Source organism: Streptomyces sp. NBC_00876 (assembly GCF_045207435.1).
Taxonomy (GTDB): Bacteria; Actinomycetota; Actinomycetes; order Streptomycetales; family Streptomycetaceae; genus Streptomyces.
This window is the reverse complement of record NZ_CP108800.1, coordinates 7790895-7813690: the sequence shown is the minus strand read 5'-3', so window position 1 is coordinate 7813690 and position 22796 is coordinate 7790895. Positions and strand designations below refer to the sequence as shown.

The window sequence follows — 22796 nt, the reverse complement described above, 5'->3', positions numbered from 1 at the left end:
GATGTCAGGGCTTGCGCAGGTCGGGGGCAGGGTGGCCGGTGAGCAGGCGGCGTACGGCCTGCCGGGCGGCTTCGTGCGCGGCGGCGACCCTGATCGGGCTGTCTTCCAGCAGCCGCAGCCAGGCGCCGCAGTCCCGGGGCAGGACGCTGACCCCGTACAGGACACCGAGACCGGCGAGCGATTCATGCAGTGCGGCGGCGAGTTCGGTGGCGGGGACGCGGTCGGTCACGACGAACAGTGAGGCGACATGGTCGTGCCCGGCGAACACGCCCGGCCCCAGGACGCCTTCGCCCTGCCGCCCGGGCATCAGGCGCAGGGTGTCGACGGCGAGCAGAGTGCCGTCGGGCCGGCTGATGTGCAGGTCGGTGGCGAGCACCCGGTAGGCGTGCCGTTCGCCGCGGGCCAGCCGTCCGGCGGTGAGGGTGTCGCCGACGACGACGGTGGCGCCGGGTGCGACGGTGACCTCGGTGCGCTGGTAGAAGCGCGCGTCCTTGAACGGGATCAGCGGGTCCGGCAGGTACTCGACGTAGCTCCCGGCCTCGGCCGTCAGGTGCACCCGCTGACTCGCGTAGTCGTGCTCCATCCGGAAGATCTTGGTGGCGGCCTGGGTGGTCAGATGGACCTGGGTGTCCGGGCCGCAGCGGAAGTCCATCCGGTACCGGTCGGCCTGGGCGACACCGCCCCCCGTCGCCATCAGATAGACGTAACTCATGCCGGGCAGCGCGGGATCGATCCACAGCGGGCGCATGATCTGCAACGGTGTCTTCTGGTAGCGCTCGACGAGTTCGGTGCGCTCGCCCCGTACGGCGAAGGCCAGGTCGAGGATGCCGACCTTGGCCGGGGAGCCGGCGGCGAGCGTGTCCGGTACGGAGGCCAGAGCCAACACGTCCGGGGGGACGCGGACAGCGGCGTAGTACTCCTCGGCAAGCCGGTCGGCGCGCGGCCGCGGCGGGGCGAGCGGCATCTCAGATCAGCACCTTGCGGCGCGATTCGAGGTAGACCGCGATGTCGTCGATGCCGACGCCGGTGAGGCAGTCGGTGAGGACGACGGGGCGGTTGTCCCGGACCCGGTGGGCGTCGGACTCCATGATGTTGATGTCCGTGCGCACGTACTTCGCGATGTCGATCTTGTTGATGACCAGCAGATCGCATTCGGTGATGCCGGGGCCGCGCTTACGGGGCATCTTCTCGCCCTCCGCGGTGTCCAGCACGAAGAGGAAGAGGTCCACGAGGGCCGGGCTGAAGGTCAGGGTGAGGTTGTCGCCACCGGACTCGTAGAGCAGTGTGTCGGTGTCCGGGAAGCGCTCCAGCATCTCCGCGCCGGCCGCCAGGTTCATGGTGGGGTCGTCGCGCACGGCGGTGTGCGGGCAGGCGCCCGTCTCCACACCGACGACCCGCTCGGGTTCGAGGACCCCGGCCAGGGTACGGCGGACGTGCTGGGCGTCCTCCTGGGTGTAGATGTCATTGGTGATGACGGCGGGGCGGTGGCCGCGCTCGATCAGGATCGGCACCAGCGCCTCGATGAGCGCCGTCTTGCCGGATCCGACCGGTCCGCCGATGCCGACCCGCAGTACGTTGTCGTCCATGGTGCTCCTTGTGTGAGTCGGGGTGGCCATCAGCTGGCGAAGAGCCGTGCTTCGGCGCGTTCATGACGGCCGGACATGATGTCCGAGGCGAAGACGGTGGCGCCGACGTCCTCGAGTTCCCGCCGCAGCGCCGCCTCGACGGTTGCCTCGATGACGGGAGCGGCGCCCCGCAGGAGGGTCTGCGCCGTACGGTGGTCGGTCAGCCGCAGCCGCAGGGCGGCGCCCGCGAAGCTGACACAGAAGGCGAACAGGTCGGCGGCGACGGCCTGGCGCACCGGCACGCCCGTCGCCGCGTAGATGACCCCTGCGGCCACTGCCTGGGTGCCGGGCGCCTCGCGGCGTACGACCCGGTCGAAGTAGTCGCTGATCTCCGGGCGGCCGAAGACCTCCTGCCCGAGGTCCAGCAGCTGCCGTCCGGTCCGGGTGGCGGCCTGGCGCATCTCGCGGCCCAGCTTGGTCGCGAAGAGGTGCTCGTCGATCCGGACGGCGGCCGCCGGGTCGCCCGCCGCGGTCGCGCGGTGGGCGAGGGCGAGCGCGGTGGCGTCTGCGGGGCCGACGCCGTGCAGCAGCAGGTCCTGGAGCAGCAGCGGCAGGCCGTCGGGGTCGACGGCCTTGGCCTGGGCGAATCCCTCCAGACTGTGGGACAGCGTGTAGAACCCGCTCGGGAAGGCAGAGTCGGTCAGCTGGAGGCTGACCAGCAGCGGCCCGAGCCCGGTACCGGTCCCTTTCACCGCGCTCACGATGTCTCCGGAGGTATCGCCCTCGTCGCGGTACATCTGCCCTAGACCAGGAAGAAGAGATGGTTGAGGGGCAGCGTCTCGGCCGGGTCGATGGTGGCGACCTTGCCGTTGAGCGTGACCTTGAACGTCTCCGGGTCCACCTTGATGTCCGGCAGCACGTCGTTGCGGACCATGTTGTGTTTGCCGATGGTCCGGGTGCGGCTCACCGGCAGGATCAGACGGTCCAGGCCCAGCTCGGCCGGGACCCCGGCAGCGATGCCGGCCTGGGACATGAAGGTGGCGTGCGTCGACGGCAGGGCCTTGCCGTACTGCCCGAACATCGGGCGGTAGATGACGGGCTGCGGGGTCGGCAGTGAGGCGTTGGGGTCGCCCATCTGCGCCCACGAGATGATGCCGCCCTTGATCACCATCTTCGGCTTGGCACCGAAGGAGTGAATCGGCCAGAGCACGATGTCGGCGAGCTTCCCCTTCTCGATCGAACCCACGTGATCCGAGATGCCGGTGGCGATGGCGGGGTTGATGGTGACCTTCGCCAGGTAGCGCAGCACCCGCTGGTTGTCGTTGCGGGCGGAATCGCCCTCCATCGTGCCGAGCTTGTCCTTGCAGTGGTGGGCGATCTGGAAGGTCCGGGTGACGGACTCCCCGACCCGGCCCATGGCCTGGGAGTCGGACGAGACCATGCTGATCACACCGAGGTCGTGCAGGACCGACTCGGCGGCGATCGTCTCGGCCCGGACCCGGCTGTCGGCGAAGGAGACGTCCTCGGGGATGTCATGGCTGAGGTGGTGACAGACCATGACCATGTCCAGGAGCTCGTCCACCGAGTTCTTGGTGTAGGGCAGGGTCGGGTTGGTGGAGGACGGCAGGATGTTCGGCTCGCCCGCGACCCGCATGATGTCGGGGGCGTGGCCGCCGCCCGCGCCCTCGCTGTGGAAGGTGTGGATGGTGCGGCCGTCGAACGCGGAGCGGGTGTCCTCGAAGTAGCCGCTCTCGTTGAGGCTGTCGGTGTGGATGGCGACCTGGACGTCGTACCGGTCGGCGACGTTCAACGCGTTGTCGATCACGGCGGGGGTGGCGCCCCAGTCCTCGTGGACCTTCAGGGCGCAGGCACCGGCCTCGATCTGCTCGTTGAGCGCCTCGGGCAGGCTGCCGTTGCCCTTGCCCATGATGCCGAGGTTGACCGGGAAGGCCTCGGCCGCCTGGAGGAACCGGGCGATGTTGTACGGTCCCGGCGTGCAGGTGGTGCCGTTGGTGCCGTCGCTCGGCCCGGTACCACCGCCGATGAGCGTGGTGATGCCGTTGGTGAGTGCCTGCTCGGCCTGCTGCGGTGCGATCAGGTGGACGTGGCTGTCGATCGCTCCCGCGGTGGCGATGAGGTGTTCACCGGCGATGCACTCCGTGCCCGCCCCGATGACCAGGTTCGGGTGCACATTGTTCTGGACCTGCGGATTGCCCGACTTGCCGATGCCGGCGATGAGGCCGTCCTTGATGCCGATGTCGCACTTGACGATACCGACGATGGGGTCGATGACCACGACGTTGGTGATGACGGTGTCCAGTGCGCCCTGGGCGGCGGTGACCTGCGGATCGGAACCCATGCCGTCACGCATGGTCTTGCCGCCGCCGTAGAGGATCTCGTCGCCGTACTGGCCCTCGCTGTAGTCCTTCTCGACCTCGACGACGAGGTTGGTGTCGGCGAGGTGGAAGCGGTCGCCGACCGTCGGACCGAACATGTCGGTGTACTGCTTGCGCGGCAGGATGGGCATCAGCGCGAACCCTTCTTCTTTTCCTTGGTGGCCTGGGAGACCTTGGAACTCTTGGCCGGGCTCTTCGCCGGGCTCTTGGCCGGGCTCTTCGCGGGGCTCTTGGCCGGGCTCTTGGCGCCGGGGGTGTTCTGCGCGCCCTGGAATCCCAGCTCGATCGCCTTGCGGACGGCCTCGACGCGGGCGGGATGGGAGGCGAGGCTGCCGTTGAGCAGTCCGCTGAAGCCGACGAGACGGCCGGTTCCGCCGTACGCACACAGCTCCACCTCGCGGGAACCGCCGGGCTCGAAGCGCACGGAGGTGCCGGCGGGGATGTTGAGGTGCATGCCGAGCGTCTCCTGGCGGTCGAACAACAGCGCCGAGTTGACCTCGAAGAAGTGGTAGTGGGAACCGACCTGCACGGCGCGGTCACCGGTGTTGCTCACGGTGAGCTTCAGCGTGCGGCGGCCCGCGTTGATCTCGATGGGGTCCTTGCCGTACAGATACTTCTGACGGAACGTCATGCGATGCTCCTGATGCCTCGGTCCGCTCCATCGGCGGACGGGTGGTGGTGATGATGGCCGTGCGTCTGCGCAGGTCCGTGAACGTGCGAGTGACCGTGTCCGTGGGCGTGCTCATGGCCCTCGCCCGGCGGGTGGGTGTGGGAGTGGCCGTGGTCGTCCGCCGCGGTCAGCCCCGCCGCGACTCCGTCGTCGCCGTGGTCGGCCCACCGCCGCCGGGCGTCGGCCACCCGCTCGGCCAGGACCCGCCGCAGCGCGGACGCCGCTACGAGCGGACCCGCGCGGTCCACCGGCACCTGTGCCCCGCCGGGTGCCTCCGCCGGCGCGAACGCGGCCGGGAGGAGGGTCACGCGCTCCGCGCCGAGCAGCATGCAGCGCCGGACCCCCTCGGCCGGGTCCGGGTCCCCGCCGGTGAACGCGACCTCGACCAGGGCGTGCCGGCCGTAGCGGCGCACCAGCGCGGCGATCCGGTGGAGTTCCGCGTCCTCGAACGGGTCGCCGGACGGGGCCGTGAGCAGCAGAGCGGAGCTCTCGGGCACCCGGCCGGCCGCGGCGCGCAGCCAGGCGACGAGGTGCTGCGCGGTGCCGAACTGCTCGGCGAGCAGGACGCCGCCGCGTTCGCCGGCCGTCACCGCGCGCAGCGTACGGGCGGTGTCCGCGACGAGTTCGGGATCGCGGCCGAGCGTCATGGGAACGACCACGCTCTCCTCGCCCCGGCGCCGCTGCGCCGCGATGGTCCGGAACAGTTCGCGCCCGCTCGGCACGACGCTCACTCCGGGGTCCACGAGTGCGTCCAGCGCACGCCCGTACGCGGCCTCGTGGCCGCACACGGCGATGACGCCGGGTTGTCCGGCCACGGGGTCAGCCGCCGATGGGGTCGTGGCAGGACACGAGCTTGGTCCCGTCCACGAAGGACGCCTCGACCTGGAGGAGCCCGAGCATCTCCCGGACGCCGGGCATGGTGTCCGCCTCGCCGACGACATGCCGGCCCAGTTCCATGCAGTCCGCGACGCTCTTGCCGTCGCGGGCCGCTTCGAGGATCGCCTCGGTGATCAGCGACACCGACTCGCTGTAGTTGAGCTTCAGACCGCGACCCTGGCGCTTGCGGGCCAGGTCGGCCACGACGTAGACGAGCAGTTTGTCGATCTCGCGAGGTGCGAGGTTCATCGTCAGTACCTTCCTCGGGGACGTACGGGGTGAGGGCAGGAGGTCCGTTGGGCGCGGGCGCTGTCAGCCGCTCCGGCGCAGGCGGGGCAGCAGCGGCACGGCCGCCAGCAGCACCCAGGTGGTGAGGATGAACGGCCAGGTGAAGGTGTGGCCGCCGAAGGGCTTGAAGAAGGAGGTCAGGGAAGCCGTGAGGCCGGTGCTGGCCGCCGCGCCGAACAGCGCGTAGGCGCCGGTCCAGACCGTGTTGGCCATGAAGACGGCGCCGACGGCGAGGGCCACGAGCACCGCGTTGTATCCGTAGATGCCGTTGGAGATGAGCGCCGTGGGTGCGCCCAGCGCCCATGCGGCGACGATGCCCATCACGCTGCCGGCCGCGGCGTAGAGCACGACGCGCAGCCCGGCCAGGGCGAGTCCGACAAGCATGATCAGCCCGACGTACCAGCTCTCGACGAGGAAGACCTGCGAGACGTTGTTGAAGAAGGCGTGCCACAGGATGTCCCAGGACATGGCCGTGTCACCGGTCGTGGTGCTGGCCCCGGAGACCGGGGCGCCGTGCCAGACCCGCTCGAACGAGGGGGCGCCCACCACCATCACGCCGGATACCAGGCAGAAGGGCGCGGTCAGCGGGGTCAGCCCGTACGGCGTGAGGAACGTGCCCAGGGCGGCCATCAGGAGCGTGCACATCATGGCGCCGACGACCGTCAGGATGTAGGTGGCGACGTGGTTGCCCAGCGAGGAGACGAGGGCGATGCCGGTCAGACAGCCCGCGTAGCCCTGCAGACCGAGCGCGATGCCCGCCCGGTCGACGGCCAGCGCGTAGGCGGTCGCGGTGGCGATCAGCGTGCCGAGCGTGGCGAACAGGCCCGTCTCCCAGCCCGCCGCCCACAGTCCGGCCAGGATGGCTGCACCGGTCAGCAGTCCTGGCTGGAGGTCGACCTGTCCGACGCCCCGCAGTGAGGCCAGCAGGTACGCGGACGGCTGACGGCTCTCCAGGCGCCGGAAGATCTCCGGCTCGGCAAGAGTCAAGGCGGGCTCCAGCGACTCGACGGACGGGTGCCCTTCCGAGGAAGACAGCGGAAGGGCAATTCACCACAAAAGCCATGGAGTCATAAATATGACGGATTGTCGCGAGATGCTCACCATCGGTAGCCCGGTCGGGTGTCGCCGCGAGGCGTTCCGCCTGCGGCGCCCCGGGGCACCGCAGGCCACTTTGTAGGTTCGCGGGATGTCCCAGAAGATGCGGCTGCACCACCGCACCCACCCGGATCACCATCCGGGCGTACAGCTCCCGGTCGTGGGTGCCGTGGCGATCGGCGGCGCCGTGGGGGCCGCGGCCCGCTACGGCGCCGAACGGCTCTGGCCGACCGGCGCTTCGGCCTTCCCGTGGACGGTGCTGCTGATCAATACCGCGGGGTGCTTCCTGATGGGGATCCTGATGGTCACCCTGAAGCTGCGCTTCCCCGGCGCACCCCGGCTGCTCAGTCCACTGCTCGGCACCGGCGTGCTGGGCGGATTCACCACGTTCTCGCACTACACGGACGACGTGCGGGAGTTGTTCGAGAACGGTCAGACCGGTTATGCGATCGGCTGCCTGCTGCTCACGGTGGTGGCCGCCCTGGCCGCCGTCACCGCGGGAGCGTTCGCGGCCCACTTCGGCTTCGGCCGCTCCTACGGCACGGGGAGCGAGGCACCATGACGGACTGGCTGCTCGTCCTCGCCGGCGGCCTGATGGGCGCCCCGCTGCGCTATCTCCTCGGGGTGGACGCGAAGTTCCGCCTCCACAGCACCTTCCCGTGGGGCACCTTCGCGGCCAATGCCGGCGCGGCGCTGTTCCTCGGCTTCATCGCCGAGTCCGTGGCCGTCGGTGAGCTGGGGGCCCGGCTGAACCTGCTGCTGGCCACCGGGTTCTGCGGCGCCCTGTCGACCTGGTCGACGTTCTCCTACGAGCTGCTGACCCTGACCTCGGCCCGCCGGCTGAGCCTGGCGGCCGGCTATCTCGTGCTCACGGTCGGCGTGGGCGTGGGTCTCTCGTTCGCCGGCGCAGCTCTGGCGCGCACGGCGTTCTGAGCGGCACGGCGTTCTGAGCGGCACGCCGCTCCATGACCGAGCTCCGGACCCGGCCCCTTACGGGGACCGGACCGGAGCTCGGGCGAGGCACTCAGTCGATGCCGGGCAGGATGTGCGGCTCGGCGAGGTCGTCCTCGTAGCCGGCCAGCCGGATCGGTGCGGACCTGGCCCAGACGTCGATGTTCTGGAGCTTCTTGGGTCCGGTGGCCCGCTTCGCTTCGGCCGGCCGGTCCTCGTGCTTCGTCAGTTCTGGTGTCGTCACCGCGCACTCCTTTGTGTCACGTGGCCCCGGGCATCGCCGACGCCCCGGCCTCATTACCGGGAATCAGCCGCCCGTGCGGGGCGGGGCAGGAACAGTTCGGTCGCGGTGGCGCCGGGTACGGGGCGGGACGGCGACTTGGTTGACAAGCCTGTCCCAGGACGGTCGAGGAAGGTTCGTGGACTCCTCGATGACGTCCGTTCACATCAGAGTAACCAAATGAGCGCGTCCGCGCTCGATGGAACGTGTGCCATCGGTCACTTTCAGCCACCCGGTACGGAAAAGACCCGGCCAGGAGTATCTCCTGACCGGGTCCTCGACAGCACGGTGGAGCCGCACCGTCGGACTGCTACCAGTTGGCGGGCGCGTAGTCCTTCAGGAAGCAGCCGTACATCGCCTCGCCCGCTTCCCCGCGGACGATCGGGTCGTAGACGCGGGCGGCGCCGTCGACCAGGTCGAGGGGGGCGTGGAAACCCTCCTCGGCCAGGCGGATCTTGTCGGGGTGCGGGCGCTCGTCGGTGATCCAGCCGGTGTCGACGGCGGTCATCAGGATGCCGTCCTTCTCGAACATCTCCTGGGCGCTGGTGCGGGTCAGCATGTTCAGCGCGGCCTTGGCCATATTGGTGTGCGGGTGACCCGCGCCCTTGTAGCCACGGCCGAACACGCCCTCCATCGCGGACACGTTGACCACGTAGGAGTGCTTGGCCGCCGTCGCCGCCATCGCCGGGCGGAGCCTGCTGATCAGGATGAACGGCGCGGTGGAGTTGCAGAGCTGGACTTCCAGCAGCTCGATCGGCTCGACCTCGTCGACTGTCTGGATCCAGCTGTTGGTGTGGTGCAGGTCCGGGACGAGCCCGCCCGCATCGATCGCCGTGCCGGCGGCGATGCGCTCCAGCGAGGCGGAGCCGGTCACCAGGGCCAGCTCGGTGACGTCCTGGGCGCTCAGGCCCTCCTTGCGCGCGGCGGGCAGCGCGGCCACCCGGTCGACACTGCCGCTGCCGAAGGTGCCGATCACCTCGGCGGCCGGGAGCTCGCCCGCGGGCAGCGGGGCGGACTCGGCACCGAGCAGTTCGCTGTAGGCCTGCGGCGAGCGGCGGACCGTCTGCGCCGCGTTGTTGATCAGGATGTCGAGCGGTCCTTCGGCGGCCACCGAGTCGGCGAGCGCGAGGACCTGGGCGGGGTCACGCAGATCGATGCCGACGATCTTCAGACGGTGGATCCACTCGTCGCTGTCCGGCATCGCCTTGAAGCGGCGGATCGCGTCGTTGGGGAAACGGGTGGTGATCGTGGTGTGCGCGCCGTCGCGCAGCAGCCGCAGCGCGATGTACATGCCGATCTTGGCGCGTCCGCCGGTGAGCAGCGCCCGGCGCCCGGTGAGGTCGGTGCGCGCGTCGCGCCGCGAGCGGTTCTCGTGCGCGCACGACTGGCAGAGCTGGTGGTAGAACGCGTCGACCTCGACGTACCGCGTCTTGCAGATGTAGCAGGACCTGGGCCGCTGAAGCACCCCGGCGATCTCGGCACGGGCGGAGGAGGACGGCAGGACGCCCTGGGTCTCGTCGTCGATGCGGTCCGCCGAGCCGGTCGCGGTGGCCTCGGTCACCGCCTTGTCGTGCGCGGTCTTGGCGGCCCGGCGCTCCTGGCGGCGCCGCTGCTTCACGGTCCGGTAGACACCGGCGGTGGCGCGGCGCACCGCGATGGCGTCGGGGTGGTCGACCTCGATGGAGTCGAGTTCGTCGAGCACGCCCAGGCAGACGGCCAGCCGCTGCGGGTCGATACCGGGACCGAACTCCTCGATACCGGGCGCGAGCTCCGGGCTGTCCTCTGTCACCGTCATTGCCGTTCCTCTGTACTCGTGCCGCCGGACTGTCTCGGCGGACCATGGCGCGGAACCGCTCCGGGCTCACGAGGACTGGCGTCCACGGGACCGAGGCCCGGCCGCGGGCTTCTGCGCAAAGCCGCCGTACTGCGGGCCGAACGCCCCGGTCAAGTTTGCCATGATTCGCACGCTGCTCCATTCGGGTGCGCCCGGCGGCCGCCCCCGGCAGGGGAAAGCCCCTCGTATCCATTGGCATGAACTCGTCCGGGCGGGGCAGACGAGCCCTGACGCACTTGGCAACAAGGAGGGGCGACATCATGGCGACCACGACGGAGCAGAACCGCAGAGCCCTGTGCGACGCGGACACGCTTTCCGGGCGGGACAGCGCGCCCGCAGGCGCGGCGTCCCCGGAGCTGCCGTGGATCGAGAACACCGGAGAGGTCGCACCGAAGGACGCACGTGCGCTGTCGAAGCTCTTCCTCGACCGGCTCCAGGACCTCGAGGAAGGCACGCACGAGTACCAGTACGCGCGCAACACCCTCATCGAGATGAATCTCTCGCTCGTGCGGTACGCCGCCTCGCGGTTCCGCAACCGCGGCGGCGACGACACCGAGGACATCATCCAGGTGGGCACCGTCGGCCTGATCAAGGCCATCGACCGGTTCGACCTCTCGCGCGATGTCGAGTTCGCCACCTTCGCGGTCCCCTACATCGTCGGCGAGATCAAGCGCTTCTTCCGGGACACGACCTGGGCGGTTCACGTCCCCCGGCGGCTCCAGGAGCTGCGTGTCGACCTCGCGAAGGCGAAGGAGCTGCTCTCGGCCGAGCTCGACCGGGACCCCACGGTCAGGGAACTCGCCGCACATCTCGGCCTGCCCGAGGAAGAGATCATCGAGGGTCTCGTCGCGGCCAACGGCTACTCGGCCGGTTCGCTGGACACGCCTTCCGCGGAGACCGATTCCGGCAACGACCAGCGGTCGTACGCCGACGTGATCGGCGAGACCGATCCCGGGATGGAGACGGTCGAGAACCTGCACACGCTGGCTCCGCTGCTGGAGCAGCTGGACGACCGCGAGCGCCGGATCGTCCGCATGCGCTTCGGCCAGGAGATGACGCAGTCCGAGATCGGTGCCGAGCTCGGCATCTCGCAGATGCATGTCTCCCGGCTGCTCGCGCGCATCGTGAAGCGGCTGCGTGCGGGCATGTCCGTCGAGGCCTGAGACCTGACGCGAACGGGCTTCCGGCCCCCGGACCGAGTACTCCTCCATGGCCGTGGTGCGGCTGCGCCCGCGCGCGTAATATCTGCTGACAACACCCGGGAGTGGGATGTCCCGACGCGGGTACACGATCAGCGAGAAAGAGGCCCACGGCCTCCCCGCTGCGCCCTGGCTGGAGCACATGAACGAACAGGCCATCTCCCGGCCGGACGACTCCGGTCGGAGCTGCCCGCCCACGGAGGCACTGCACAGCGCCGAGGTGTTCGCAGGCGAACCGGGGTGCATCTCTCAGGCACGGGCGCTGGCCGACCGCTTCCTGGCCCGGCTCGTGTCCGAGTGGACCGCTGTGCTCGGCCCCCGCACCCGCACCGATCTGATGCTGGCCGTGAGCGAGCTGGTCACCAACGCCGACCGCTACAGCCACGGCCCCTACCTGCTGGAGCTGGAGGGCACCGCGGAGCGGATCAGCGTCACGGTGTACGACAGCAGCAGCGCGCTCCCGGTCTTCTACTCCCCCGATCCCACCCGCCCGGGCGGCCACGGCATGGAGATCGTGGTGGCCCTGTGCGACAGCCTGACGGCCGAACGCGTCCCGGTCGGCAAGCGCATCCGGGCCGAGTTCACGCTCAGCAGCTGACCCTGCCGTTCCGCCCGGGACCGTGACACGACAGGCCCGAGCGCCCTTCCCCCGTCGGACGGGGGGGAAGGGCGCTCGGCGTGTCACCGGCCGTCGGCTCAGCCCAGAGCCGGCGGGGCGTCCTCGGGCGAGGTGCCCCAGCCGGACGGCTCGTCGCCCACGGTGAAGGTGAGCGAGCGGGCCGAACGGATGTCGTCCGTGGTCAGGTAGGTACGCGACTGCCGCGCACCGTCGAGCCGGGCCGACTGGATGTAGCGGTCGGCGTCGGAGGCGCCGGGGGCGCTGACGGTGAGCGCGCCGCGCGGGTAGTACCGGCGGTCGAGCTTGATGTCGACGCGCTCGAACGCGGGCGTGGACAGGCCCCAGGTGTCGGTGCCCGGCTGGACCGGGAAGACACCGATCGCGGAGAGCACCATCCAGGCGGACATGGTGCCGAGGTCGTCGTTGCCCGTCATGCCGGTCGGGCCGTTGGTGAAGAGCGTCAGGGCCGCGTGGACCACATCGGTCGTCTTCCACGGCTGGCCGGTGGAGAGGTAGGTGTACGGGGCGATGAGGTCGGGCTCGTTCTGCGGGTTGTACTTGTCGGCGTTGTAGTACGCGTACGGGCCGTTCACCCACACCTCGCGCGCGGTCTTCGCCGGGTCGGCGAGGAGCTTGTCGTACGCGAAGAAGGAGTCGAGCCGCTCGTTGGCGGCGTCCTTGCCGCCGATCAGGCCGACCATGCCGGGGATGTCCTGCGGCACCATCCACTGGTACTGCCAGGACGTGCCCTCGTGGAAGCCCTCGCTCTGCGCCGGGTCGGCGGGGCCGGTGAAGGCGCCGGAGGCGTCGCGGGCGCGGAAGAAGCCGGTCGAGGGGTCGAAGATCCTCCGGTAGTTCTGGGCGCGCGCGTCGTAGCGGGCGGCGTCGTCGTCATGCCCGAGGTCACGGGCCATCTCGGCGAGCATGCCGTCGGACAGGGCGTACTCCAGGGTGGCGGAGGCGCCGTGGTCGTAGTCCGAGTCACCGGGCTTGGCGTGCGGACGGTTCTTGATGTACGGGGCGAAGCCGCCCTTCAGGTACTCGACGTTGGCTTCGCGGCCGACCGGTGCGAAGTCCGTGGCCGGCACACCGTCGGCGTTCTTCTTCAGGGCGCGGTACGCCTGCTCCTCGTACCCCTTCAGCAGCCCCTGCTGGTAGGCGTTGGTGAGGAAGGGGGTGACCGGGTCACCGGTCATGATGTTCGTCTCGACCGTGCCGTAGCCCCACTTGGGCAGCCAGCCGCTCTCCGCGTCGATCCGCAGGACGGATATCGCCATGTCGCGGGACTCGCGCGGGGCGAGCAGCGAGAGGAGCTGGGCCTGGGTGCGGTAGGTGTCCCAGAGCGACCAGTTCTGGTAGTAGGTGAAAGTCCCGTGCGAATCGACAGCGCGGTGGGTCTTCTGGTCCCAGCCGGTGTAGCGGCCGTCCACGTCGCTGCCGACGTTGGGCGCGAGGAAGGACCGGTAGAGCGAGGAGTAGAAGGTGCGGCGGAGTTCGTCGCTGCCGCCCTGGGCCTTCACGCCTTCGAGGCGCTTCTCCCAGCTGCGCTGTGCGGCGCGCTCGACACGGTCGAAGCTGCGGCCGCCCTCGGCGCGGAGGTTGAGCGCGGCGCCCTCGGCGTCGACGTAGCTCAGGGCCGTCGTCGCCTCGACGGTGCGGTCCTCGGTGGTGTCGAAGCGCAGCCAGGCACCGTTGCGGGCGTCGGTGGCCGAGGACTTCTTCGAACCCTCGGTGACGGTGGCGCCGTTCCAGGTACCGGACGTGGTGAACGGCCGGTCGAAACGGGTGACGGTGTAGACCGTGTACGCCTTGGTGTCCTGGCAGAAGCCACTGCCCTTGATCGCGGTCCGCACGGTCCGGTTGTCGAGGATCTCGACCTCGGACGAGAGCGTCCTGTGCAGCGACTGGCCCGCGTTGAGCAGGACGTTGGCCTTGTCGGTGGCCGGGAAGGTGTAGCGCTGCACCCCGGTGCGCTGCGTCGCGGTCAGTTCGGCGTCGATGCCGGTCCTGAGCCCGACCTTGTAGTAGCCGGGGCTCGCCTTCTCGTCGTCGTGGCTGAACTCCGCCGCGTACTTCGCGTAGTCGGTCTCGGTGACGTCACCCGTGGTGGGCAGGGTCGGCAGGTCGCCGCCCAGTCCGCAGCCGACACCGGAGAGGTGGACCGAGGAGAACCCGCGGATGTGGTTCTCGCCGTAGTCGTAGCCGGTGTTGTGGCCGGTGTCCGGGGAGAGCTGCACCATGCCGAAGGGCACGGAAGCGCCGGGATAGGTGTTGCCCTCGTTCTGGGTGCCGATGAACGGGTTGACCAGGTCGGTCAGCCGGCCGTCGGTCCGGGGCGCGGCCTGGGCCGTGGCCCCGGTGGTGAGGACACCGCCCAGGAGCGCGGCGGCGGCGAGTGCGGCCGCCGGGCCGCGCAGTCGCGGCCGTGGGGTCCGGTGCATGGGGATACTCCTTCGGACAACGTTGTCAGAGCGCGATCATTCTTGGTTCCCCGCTGATCCGCGTCAAGGGGTCGGACGGTGCCGCTCCGGCCCGCCCGATGCGGGGCCGACCGGAGCTGCGCCTTTCGGCATGCCCGGGGAGGTGGCGGGCGGGCCGCGGGTCAGACGAGCTGGTAGAGGCTCTTGGCGACCAGCCACACTCCGACCAGCAGGGACAACGTCACGATCACCTGGTCCTGGTGGCCCTCGGTCCACTCGCGCAGCGCGGCAAGTCCCGCCCGGGCCTCCGCGGGCCGGAAGGTCGCGTAGAGCTCCATGACCAGCAGTCCGAAGGTGGCCAGCAGACAGAAGACCATCAGGGCCACGTACGAGCCGAGGGAGGACAGGTGCGCCTGGACGACCGTGGCAGCGCCCGCCGCGACCAGCCCCCAGGGCTGCAGAATGACGCCCAGTCCGGCGGCCGTCCAGCCGGAGGCGCTGTCCAGCCTCCCCAGCCACTTGGGGGTCCGGCGCGGCCGGGCGGCCCGCCGCCTCTTGCGCTCCGCGTAGACCACCATCCCGAGACCCAGCACCAGTTTGAGTGCCAGCGCAAGCGTGGAGGGCGCGCTCCTGGGCGCGGGCGGCTTGCCTCCGGTCAGCAGAGTCACCGCGGCGAGCACCAGGACCAGACAGCCGAGCCAGGCCAGGATGAACGCCAGCCCCTTCCGCACGCCCCGGGGCGCGGAGAGCAGCAGGATGAACGCGCTGTTGTGCAGGGGCCCCATGGTGATGGCCACGGCGATGATGACGAGGTCAAGAACCATGCGTGGCGCTCACTCGCCCCGGACCGGGCGTACGGCCGACGTCGGCCCGGCGCCCCCGCCCGGCCGGCGTCGGCACCCGGCGCGGGCGCGGAGAGCGGCGCCGGTGGTCCTCACGGTGGGCTGCTGCATGTCCGGGCTCCTCGTCGCGGGAATGAACCGTTCTCCGTCGACTTCGTAACCCGTTCGCCGCCCGGACGCCGCCCGGACGCCGCCATTCGTGCCGAACCGGTCGGGAGGGACTCGAAGGGCTCTGCCGCGCGAGCCCGGCGACCGGACTCATCCGCGTCCGTCCCCACTCCGGCGACTGATCAGCCCTCTGCCGCGCACAGCCCGGCAACTGGCCCGTCCGCTGCCGAACGCCCCCGGGTACGAACGAGGCGCGCCCGGGACTCGGGAGAAACCGGGCGCGGCCCGTCAGCGTCATCGGCGGGCGTTGAGACGGGCGGCCTGGCGCGTCAGGTGGTCGCGCTCGGCGAGGTTGGGCGCCTTGTGGGCCGCTTCGGCGTACAGCCGTGCCGCCGCCACCAGGTCGCCGTCGCGCTCGTGGAGGTACGCCGACACCGCGGCGTAACGGGGCAGCGAGGCGTCCAGCGCCGTGAGCGCCGCCAGGCCGGCGCGCGGTCCGTCGGCCTCGCCGACGGCGACGGCGCGGTTGAGCCGGACGACCGGGCTGTCGGTCAGGCGCGTGAGCTCGTCGTACCACTCGACGATCTGCGCCCAGTCGGTCTCCCCGGCGGTGGGCGCGTCGGCGTGGAGCGCCGCGATGGCGGCCTGGGCCTGGAACTCTCCCAGCCGGTCGCGGGCGAGGGCCGCCTGGAGGATCGCGACTCCCTCGGCGATCAGCCGTGTGTCCCAGCTGCCGCGGTCCTGCTCGGCGAGCGGTACGAGGCTGCCGTCGGGTGCGGTCCGGGCGGCGCGCCGTGCGTGGTGGAGCAGCGTGAGGGCGAGCAGCCCCGCAGCCTCGGGGTGGTCGACTGCGGCCACGAGCTGCCGGGTGAGCCGGATGGCCTCGGCGGCGAGGTCGACCTCGCCGGAGTAGCCCTCGTTGAAGACCAGGTAGAGGACGCGCAGCACGGTGGCGACATCGCCGGGCCGGTCGAACCGCACGTCGGAGACGGTGCGCTTGGCCCGGCTGATCCGCTGCGCCATGGTCGCCTCCGGCACCAGGTAGGCCTGGGCGATCTGGCGGGTGGTCAGCCCGCCGACCGCGCGCAGCGTGAGCGCGACGGCGGACGACGGCGTCAGCGACGGGTGGGCGCACAGGAAGTAGAGCTGGAGCGTGTCGTCCACCGCGGACGCGGGCACGGGCGACGGCTCCTCGTCGACGAGGTCCTCACGCCGGCGGCGAGCCGCCTCCGCCCGCGTCGCGTCGAGGAACCGGCGCCAGGCCACGGTGACCAGCCAGCCCTTGGCATCCCGCGGAGGGTCGGCCGGCCAGACGCGGACCGCCTCGACGAGCGCGTCCTGCACGGCGTCCTCGGCCGCCGCGAAGTCGGCTCCGCGGCGGACGAGGACGGCGAGCACGCTCGGTGTGAGGCTCCTCAGCAGGGCCGTGTCCATCCGGTTCACCTGGGAGGTCACTCCGTGACGGTGGGGTGCACACCCAGGAACGGGCGCAGCTCCAGCCACTCGTGGATCGGCTTCCCGCCCGCACCGGGGGCGGCCGACAGTTCCCCGGCCAGCTCGACGGCGCGCTCGTAACTGTCGACGTCGATGGCCATCCAGCCGGCGATCACGTCCTTGGTCTCGGCGAACGGCCCGTCGGTGACCGGCGGGCGCCCCGGACCGTCGTACCGGACGAACGTTCCCTCGGGTGCCAGCGCCCGGCTGTCGACGAACTCGCCGGACTTCTCGAGCCGGGCCGCGAAGTCGTTCATGTACTGCATATGGGCCGAGATCTCCTCCGGCGTCCACTGGTCCATCGGCACGTCGTTGACGGCGGCCGGGGCGCCGCGGTAGTGCTTGAGCAGCAGGTACTTGGCCATCATGTTCCTCCTCGCTGGTGCGACCCATTGTGGTCGCGTTCATTCCTGGGACGGAGCCGGTCACGGGTTCTCGACATCGCCGTCCGGACTTCTTCCCGGCTCTCGTGGATGAGCCCGGGTGAGCCGTCCCGCGGCGTCCGGGTCCACAGCATGGCGCGAGGGCGAGAGCGCGGCGGATCGGCTCGGGCAGGACCCCTGAGTCATGGTGGTCCTCAGCTCCGTCGGCCACCCACTGTGACGCCGCATGCACCTGAAGCGCCACGGCTCGCGGAGCACCGTACCCGTACGGGATGATCGTTCTGACGCCGGCCACGGGGAGGACTACCGTCGGGAGGAGGACTCCCGGACCACTCCCGTACTACCAAAGCAGTACGCCGGATCGCCGTCTCAGGGACGACGACGCGGCGGCTTTGAAGGGAGATCGTGGTGTACATGAGTTCCCTCGCGCTGTCCGTCCTGCTGTCCCTGGTCTCCGCGGTCGCCTACGCGGCCGGGGCGATCGTCCAGGAGCGCGTGGCCACGGCCTCCGACGGCCGCTCACTCGCACCGCTGCGCAACCGGGTCTGGTGGGCCGCGGTGGCGCTGAACGGCGTGGGTGCCGTCCTGCACGTGGTGGCACTGGCATACGGTCCGCTCAGCCTCGTGCAGCCGCTGGGCGCGCTGACCATCGTCTTCGCCCTGCCGATGGCCGCCCTCTTCGTACGCCGCAGGGCCGGGGCCACGGCCTGGCGCGGCGCGGTCATGGCGACCGTGGGTCTGGCCGGGCTGCTCGCCCTGACCGGCAGCTCCGACGCGCGCACCCTGGGCGGGCCGCAGCAGCTGATGCTCGCCGTCGTCACCTTCGGTGCGGTGGCGGCGCTCATCCTGCTCTCCCGGGCGATGCACCGGCCGGTGATGCGGAGTGTGGTGCTCGCCGGGGCGGCCGGTGTCGCGTTCGGTATCGCCTCGGTGTTCACGAAGACCGTGGCCATGGAGTGGACCTCGGGTTCCGTGGGGTCGGGCCTGCCGACCCTGCTGGTGATCGCGGCTCTCGCGGGGTCCGGTCTGCTGCTGTCCCAGGCCGCCTACCGGGGCGCGGGTCTGACGGCCCCCCTCGCCACGGTCACCGTGGTGAATCCGGTGGTGGCGGCCGCGGTCGGCATCACGCTGTTCGGTGAACAGTTCCGGCACGGCACCCTGGGCACGGTCCTCGCTCTCGCCTGCGGAGCGGTCGCGGCCGGCGGGCTGATCATGCTGACCACGGAACGGATGGGCGCGGAGCGCCGCGAGGGACAGCGCACAGCCGGCGCGGACGAAGCGGCGCCGGTCCGGGGCCGTGCGGGCGGGTCGACGCCGGCCGCCACCGCGCCCGCGGCCCCTGAGGCCCTGCTCGCCTCCGGCGAGGATGCCGGGGATTTCGCCGGGCCCGCCGGATCGCAGGACCCGGCGGGCACCCCGCCGCAGCCGGTCCGGGCGACACCCGCCGTGGTGGCCCTTCCCGAGCCCGCGAGTCCGACGCCGTCGCTGACGGCCGCGGAAACGATTCCGGCAGCTCTGCAGTTGCCCGTACGCAAGCCGCCGGCGCTCCGGGTGGAGTTCGGCCCCGGCCCCCGGCCGCACACCGGCATCGCACGACGGAGCGGGTCGTCCGCGGGGTCCACCGGCTCGGCCGTCTCTGTCGCCGCCACCGTCGCACCGGCCGAGGAGGCCGGTGACGGCGGCACGGTTCAGACCTTGACGCCGCCCGCCCTCAGGTAGGCCAGCGGGTCGATGTCGGAGCCGTAGTCGGGGCCGGTACGGACCTCGAAGTGCAGATGCGGCCCCGTGACGTTCCCGGTGGCGCCGGAGCGGGCGATGCGCTGGCCCCCGGTGACGTGCTGTCCGCCGCGCACGAGCAGCGACGACAGATGCGCGTACTGGCTGAACTTGCCGTCGCCGTGGCGGATGACGATCTGGTATCCGTACGGCCCCGCCCAGCCCGCCGAGACGACCGTGCCGGACGCCATCGCCTTCACCGAAGTGCCGGTGGGCACGGGGAAGTCGACGCCCGTGTGATAGCCGCTGGACCAGGAACCTGCCTGGTGGTAGGGCGTGCCGGTACGGGCAGCGATCGGGGCGGTGAGTCCGGAGTGCTTCTCGGCCCGCTCGGTGCTGTGGTGCTCCGTCTTCTTGGGCTGCGGCTTCGTGTGCTGGGATTGCTGCTTCTTGGGCTGCGGCTTCGTGTGCTCGGTCTGCTGCTTCTTCGGCTGCGGTGTCTGTTTCGCCGGTGCCTGCTGCTTCGGCTGGGCCGCCTGCTGATGCTCGGGCCGGTCCGCCCGCTTCGGCTCGGCCGGGGCCTTCGGCCGGGCGGCGGGCTTCGCAGCCGGCTTCGGGGCGGTCCTGGCGGCCGTCCCCGGGGTCCCGGCCCGCTCGAAGCTGAGGCGCTGGCCGGGGAAGATCAGGTCGGGGTCGTCGCCGACGACCTTGCGGTTGGCCGCGTAGAGCCGCTGCCAGCCGCCGTCGAGGTGCCGCTCGGCGGCGATCCCGGAGAGCGAGTCGCCCGGCGTCACGGTGTACGAGTCCCGCTTGCCCGGCACCGTCGTCGGTGTGGCGGGCGCCGAGGCCGGCTTCGCCGCGGTGGACCGGCCGTCGGCCTTCTTCGGCGTCCCGACCCGGGTCGTCCGCTCGGTCTGCGGGCTGACGTCGGGCGTGTCACCGCCCCGCGTCAGTCCCGCCTTCCCGGAGCAGTCCGGCCAGGCGCCCGGCCCCTGCCCCTCCAGAACCTTCTCCGCGATGGCGATCTGCTGGTCCCTGGTCGCCAGGTCGGCCCGCGGCGCGTAGACCGTGCCGCCGTACGCCGCCCAGGTCGACCGGGTGAACTGCAGCCCGCCGAAGTAGCCGTTGCCGCTGTTGATGTGCCAGTTACTGGTGGACTCGCACGCGGCGACCTTGTCCCAGACATCCGCTGACGCAGCCCCTGCCGATGCGGCGGCGAGGAGCGGGAGCGCAAGGCCCGCACCGCCCGCCGTGACCGTCAGCGAGGCACGGTTGATGCGGCTCGGCTGATATCTGCGGTGCCGTCCGTTCGCGGCCATGACTTGGCTCCCCCACTGACTGTAGGACACGTCGCAAGCGGTCAACTTATGTGCAGACAAAGGGCGATGACAAGAGCACGGCCGAGTCCGGCCCCGCGTCCACGCCCCGCGCCCGCGCGACCGCTGCCCATTGACACGGTCGGCGTCGGCCAGCGACGCTGGGCCCGACAGATCGGGAGAGCGCTCTCCGATCGTTGCGGGCGCGAGGTTCGAAGGGGCATGACCGTCATGACGGACGAAGAGATCGATCCGCTGCTGGAGAAGCTCGACGCAGCACAGAAGGTGCGTCTGCTGACCGGCGCGAGCACCTGGCGCACCTACGAGGAACCTGCGGCCGGGCTGCGCCCCCTCACGCTCTCCGACGGGCCGGCCGGTGTACGCGGGGAGACCTGGGACGAACGGGAGACCTCGCTCGTCCTGCCCTCCCCGACGGCGCTGGCCGCCTCCTGGGACGAGCGGCTCCTGACGGATCTCGGCACGCTGCTCGCCGCGGAGGCGCGGCGCAAGGGGGTCGACGTACTCCTCGCCCCCACCCTCAATCTGCACCGGTCACCGCTGGGCGGCCGGCACTTCGAGTGCTTCTCCGAGGACCCGCTGCTCACCGGGCGGACCGGAGCCGCGCTCATCAAGGGCATCCAGTCGGGCGGGGTCGCGGCCACCGCCAAGCACTTCGTCGCCAACGACGCCGAGACGGACCGGCTGAACGTCGATGTCCGCATGGATGAACAGACCCTCCACGAGGTCTATCTCGCGCCCTTCGAGGCGGCGGTGGGGGCCGGGGTGTGGGCCGTCATGTCCGCTTACAACAAGGTGGACGGCATCACCATGTCCGCCTCCGCACTGCTGGAACGCCCACTGAAGGACGGCTGGGGGTTCGAGGGCCCCGTGGTCTCCGACTGGGGCGGCGTGCGCACCCTCCTGGACACCGCGCGCTCCGCGCAGGATCTGGCGATGCCGGGCCCGGACGGCCCCTGGGCGACCGGACTGCTCGCCGCCGTCGAGCAGGGGCTGGTGTCCATGGAGGCTGTCGACGACAAGGTGCGACGGCTGCTGCGACTCGCGGGCCGGGTGGGTGCGCTGGGATCGCCCCGGCCGGTGTGGCGGCCCGTGGTGGCTCCCGACGCACAGCGGGCACTGCTGCGCCGGGCCGTCTCCGCCGGTTCGGTACTGCTCCGCAACGAAGGCGGCCTGCTGCCGCTGGACCCGGCCGCCCTGGGCTCGGTCGCGGTCATCGGCCCGCACGCCACCGCGGTCCGCATTCAGGGCGGGGGCAGCGCGGAGGTGTTCCCCGATTCGGTGGTCACCCCGCTGGCCGGGATCGAGGAGGCACTCGCGGGGGCGGCGACGGTGACCTACCAACCGGGCCTGCCGGCGGCCGGCCGGCCCCGGCCGCTGGGCCGCGACACCTCGCGCGATCCCCGCAACGGCGAACCGGGCGTGCTCGTAAGGCTGCTGGACGCGAACGGGGCCGAACTCCACGCGGAGCACCGGCTGTCCGGGCGGATCGTGGAACCCTCCGTGGTGCCGGAAGGCACCGCGTCCGTGGAGATCCGGGCCCTGTTCCGGCCCGCCGTGGGCGGGGTGTGGACCTGGGCCGTGGGGGGCTGGGGTGCCATCACCCTGTCCATCGGCGGCCAGGAGGTGCTGTCCGGCACGTTCCCGCTGGACAGCGACGATCCGACCCGCGTCCACGTCGCCCCGCCCCTGCACCCCGCGAAGGCCGAACTGACCGCGGGCCAGGAGGTGGAAGCCGTGGCGCGGCGCTCGCTCACCCCCGGATCGGGTGTGGCGACGGTCCTCGCCGCCGCGCCGCCTGCCGGTGACGCGGCCGGCGCACTCGCCGGTGCCGTGGCCGCCGCGCGGTCGGCAGACGTCGCGGTGGTGGTCGTGGGCACGACCGAGCAGAGCGAGTCGGAGGGTCACGACCGCGAGGACCTCGACCTGCCGGACGGGCAGGAGGCGCTCGTACGGGCCGTGGTGCGGGCCAATCCGCGCACCGTGGTCGCGGTGAACGCGGGCGGCCCGGTCGCGCTGCCCTGGCACAACCGGGTGCCCGCGGTGCTGCTGACCTGGTTCCCCGGCCAGGAGGCCGGAGACGGGCTGGCGGACGTCCTGTTCGGCCGGGCCGAGCCGGGTGGCCGGCTGCCCACCACCTGGGGCGCCGCCCAGGACGACGTACCCGTGCTCGGCACCACCCCCGCCCCCGACGGGCGGCTGCACTACGAGGAGGGGCTGCACATCGGCTATGCGGCCTGGCTGCGCTCCGGGACCGCACCGGCCTACTGGTTCGGGCACGGCCTGGGCTACACGAGCTGGGCCTACGAGGAACTGACGGCCCCGGCGGCGGTCCGGGCCGGGGAAGCCTTCGACGTACGCGTCCGGGTACGCAACTCGGGGCGACGGCGCGGCCGCGAAGTCGTCCAGGTCTATGCGACGAGGAGCGCGTCCTCGGTCGAGCGGCCGGTACGCCGGCTGATCGGGTACGCGGCGGTCGAGGCGGATCCCGGGGAGAGCGTGGTCGCGGTGGTCCGGGTGGCCGGGCGAGCCCTTGCGCACTGGTCGCTCGCGCGGCACGGGTGGGAGACGGAGGCGGGTGAGTTCGCGCTGCTGGGCGGGCGTTCGGCGGGCGATCTCCCGCTCGGCGCGACGGTGACGGCGGTCGTCCCGCACACCCCTGCGGACACGGGCGCCGACAACGGTTCGGATCACAATGGAGAGCGCTCTCCGCTGATGCTATAAAT

At 71.3% G+C, this 22796-nt stretch carries 21 protein-coding genes; 6 read left to right on the top strand and 15 right to left on the bottom strand.

What is annotated here, in order from left to right:
* Positions 1-4 precede the first annotated feature (4 nt).
* From OG782_RS34140 to OG782_RS34105, 8 genes are all read right to left on the bottom strand, one after another.
* Entirely contained in the window at positions 5-964 is a 960-nt protein-coding gene (locus OG782_RS34140) for an urease accessory protein UreD (protein ID WP_406457721.1), read from the bottom strand.
* A gap of 1 nt (position 965) precedes the next feature.
* Positions 966-1586: an urease accessory protein UreG gene (gene ureG / locus OG782_RS34135; RefSeq protein WP_406457719.1), complete on the bottom strand. Its 621-nt coding sequence runs from the start codon at positions 1584-1586 to the stop codon at positions 966-968.
* Positions 1587-1615: 29 nt separating this feature from the next.
* Positions 1616-2362: an urease accessory protein UreF gene (locus tag OG782_RS34130; RefSeq protein WP_406457717.1), complete on the bottom strand. Its 747-nt coding sequence runs from the start codon at positions 2360-2362 to the stop codon at positions 1616-1618.
* 5 nt (positions 2363-2367) lie between these two features.
* Positions 2368-4092, bottom strand: a complete 1725-nt coding sequence (gene ureC, locus OG782_RS34125) for an urease subunit alpha (RefSeq protein WP_406457715.1) — start codon at positions 4090-4092, stop codon at positions 2368-2370.
* Complete coding sequence (locus tag OG782_RS34120; RefSeq protein WP_406457713.1) at positions 4092-4592, bottom strand: urease subunit beta; 501 nt, start codon at positions 4590-4592, stop codon at positions 4092-4094. The genes ureC and OG782_RS34120 overlap by 1 nt, the downstream gene beginning before the upstream one ends.
* Positions 4589-5446 (bottom strand): cobalamin biosynthesis protein CbiX, encoded by an 858-nt coding sequence (locus OG782_RS34115; protein WP_406457711.1) that lies wholly within the window; start codon positions 5444-5446, stop codon positions 4589-4591. The genes OG782_RS34120 and OG782_RS34115 overlap by 4 nt, the downstream gene beginning before the upstream one ends.
* 4 nt (positions 5447-5450) lie before the next feature.
* Positions 5451-5756 (bottom strand): urease subunit gamma, encoded by a 306-nt coding sequence (locus OG782_RS34110; RefSeq protein ID WP_406457709.1) that lies wholly within the window; start codon positions 5754-5756, stop codon positions 5451-5453.
* Between the two features lie 63 nt (positions 5757-5819).
* The gene (locus OG782_RS34105) at positions 5820-6782 is read right to left on the bottom strand and encodes an urea transporter (RefSeq protein ID WP_406457707.1); all 963 of its coding nucleotides are present in this window, start codon (positions 6780-6782) and stop codon (positions 5820-5822) included.
* Between the two features lie 199 nt (positions 6783-6981).
* Here OG782_RS34105 and OG782_RS34100 point away from each other — a divergent pair, with 199 nt between their 5' ends.
* Positions 6982-7452: a fluoride efflux transporter FluC gene (locus OG782_RS34100; RefSeq protein WP_406457705.1), complete on the top strand. Its 471-nt coding sequence runs from the start codon at positions 6982-6984 to the stop codon at positions 7450-7452.
* On the top strand, positions 7449-7823 hold the full coding sequence (locus OG782_RS34095) for a fluoride efflux transporter FluC (protein ID WP_406457703.1): 375 nt from the start codon (positions 7449-7451) through the stop codon (positions 7821-7823). The genes OG782_RS34100 and OG782_RS34095 overlap by 4 nt, the downstream gene beginning before the upstream one ends.
* Positions 7824-7914: 91 nt before the next feature.
* Here the strand turns inward: OG782_RS34095 and OG782_RS34090 are convergent, their stop codons facing one another.
* Together OG782_RS34090 and OG782_RS34085 are read right to left on the bottom strand one after the other, a co-directional pair.
* On the bottom strand, positions 7915-8085 hold the full coding sequence (locus tag OG782_RS34090) for a hypothetical protein (RefSeq protein WP_406457701.1): 171 nt from the start codon (positions 8083-8085) through the stop codon (positions 7915-7917).
* 346 nt (positions 8086-8431) lie between these two features.
* Entirely contained in the window at positions 8432-9916 is a 1485-nt protein-coding gene (locus tag OG782_RS34085; protein WP_406457699.1) for an SDR family NAD(P)-dependent oxidoreductase, read from the bottom strand.
* Between the two features lie 299 nt (positions 9917-10215).
* Here OG782_RS34085 and OG782_RS34080 point away from each other — a divergent pair, with 299 nt between their 5' ends.
* Positions 10216-11118, top strand: coding sequence for an RNA polymerase sigma factor SigF (locus tag OG782_RS34080; RefSeq protein WP_406457697.1), 903 nt, complete (start codon positions 10216-10218; stop codon positions 11116-11118).
* Between the two features lie 178 nt (positions 11119-11296).
* Positions 11297-11752 (top strand): ATP-binding protein, encoded by a 456-nt coding sequence (locus OG782_RS34075; RefSeq protein WP_406459429.1) that lies wholly within the window; start codon positions 11297-11299, stop codon positions 11750-11752.
* 98 nt (positions 11753-11850) lie between these two features.
* On the opposite strand, the gene OG782_RS34070 is transcribed toward OG782_RS34075, so the two are convergent.
* The 4 genes from OG782_RS34070 to OG782_RS34055 all read right to left on the bottom strand — a co-directional run bounded on the left by OG782_RS34070 (position 11851) and on the right by OG782_RS34055 (position 17002).
* A complete protein-coding gene (locus tag OG782_RS34070) occupies positions 11851-14214 on the bottom strand; it encodes a GH92 family glycosyl hydrolase (RefSeq protein WP_406457695.1) in 2364 nt (787 codons plus the stop codon).
* Between the two features lie 161 nt (positions 14215-14375).
* Positions 14376-15017 (bottom strand): GAP family protein, encoded by a 642-nt coding sequence (locus OG782_RS34065; RefSeq protein WP_406457693.1) that lies wholly within the window; start codon positions 15015-15017, stop codon positions 14376-14378.
* 420 nt (positions 15018-15437) lie between these two features.
* Positions 15438-16577 (bottom strand): RNA polymerase sigma factor, encoded by a 1140-nt coding sequence (locus OG782_RS34060; RefSeq protein ID WP_406459427.1) that lies wholly within the window; start codon positions 16575-16577, stop codon positions 15438-15440.
* 17 nt (positions 16578-16594) lie between these two features.
* A complete protein-coding gene (locus OG782_RS34055) occupies positions 16595-17002 on the bottom strand; it encodes a YciI family protein (RefSeq protein WP_406459425.1) in 408 nt (135 codons plus the stop codon).
* 423 nt (positions 17003-17425) lie between these two features.
* On the opposite strand from OG782_RS34055, the gene OG782_RS34050 reads away from it, so the two are divergent.
* A complete protein-coding gene (locus OG782_RS34050) occupies positions 17426-18739 on the top strand; it encodes a DMT family transporter (protein ID WP_406457691.1) in 1314 nt (437 codons plus the stop codon).
* Here the strand turns inward: OG782_RS34050 and OG782_RS34045 are convergent.
* Positions 18709-20055 (bottom strand): transglycosylase family protein, encoded by a 1347-nt coding sequence (locus OG782_RS34045; protein ID WP_406457689.1) that lies wholly within the window; start codon positions 20053-20055, stop codon positions 18709-18711. The two genes, OG782_RS34050 and OG782_RS34045, sit on opposite strands and share 31 nt — an antisense overlap.
* A gap of 219 nt (positions 20056-20274) precedes the next feature.
* On the opposite strand from OG782_RS34045, the gene OG782_RS34040 reads away from it, so the two are divergent.
* Entirely contained in the window at positions 20275-22794 is a 2520-nt protein-coding gene (locus OG782_RS34040) for a glycoside hydrolase family 3 C-terminal domain-containing protein (RefSeq protein WP_406457687.1), read from the top strand.
* Positions 22795-22796: the final 2 nt, after the last annotated feature.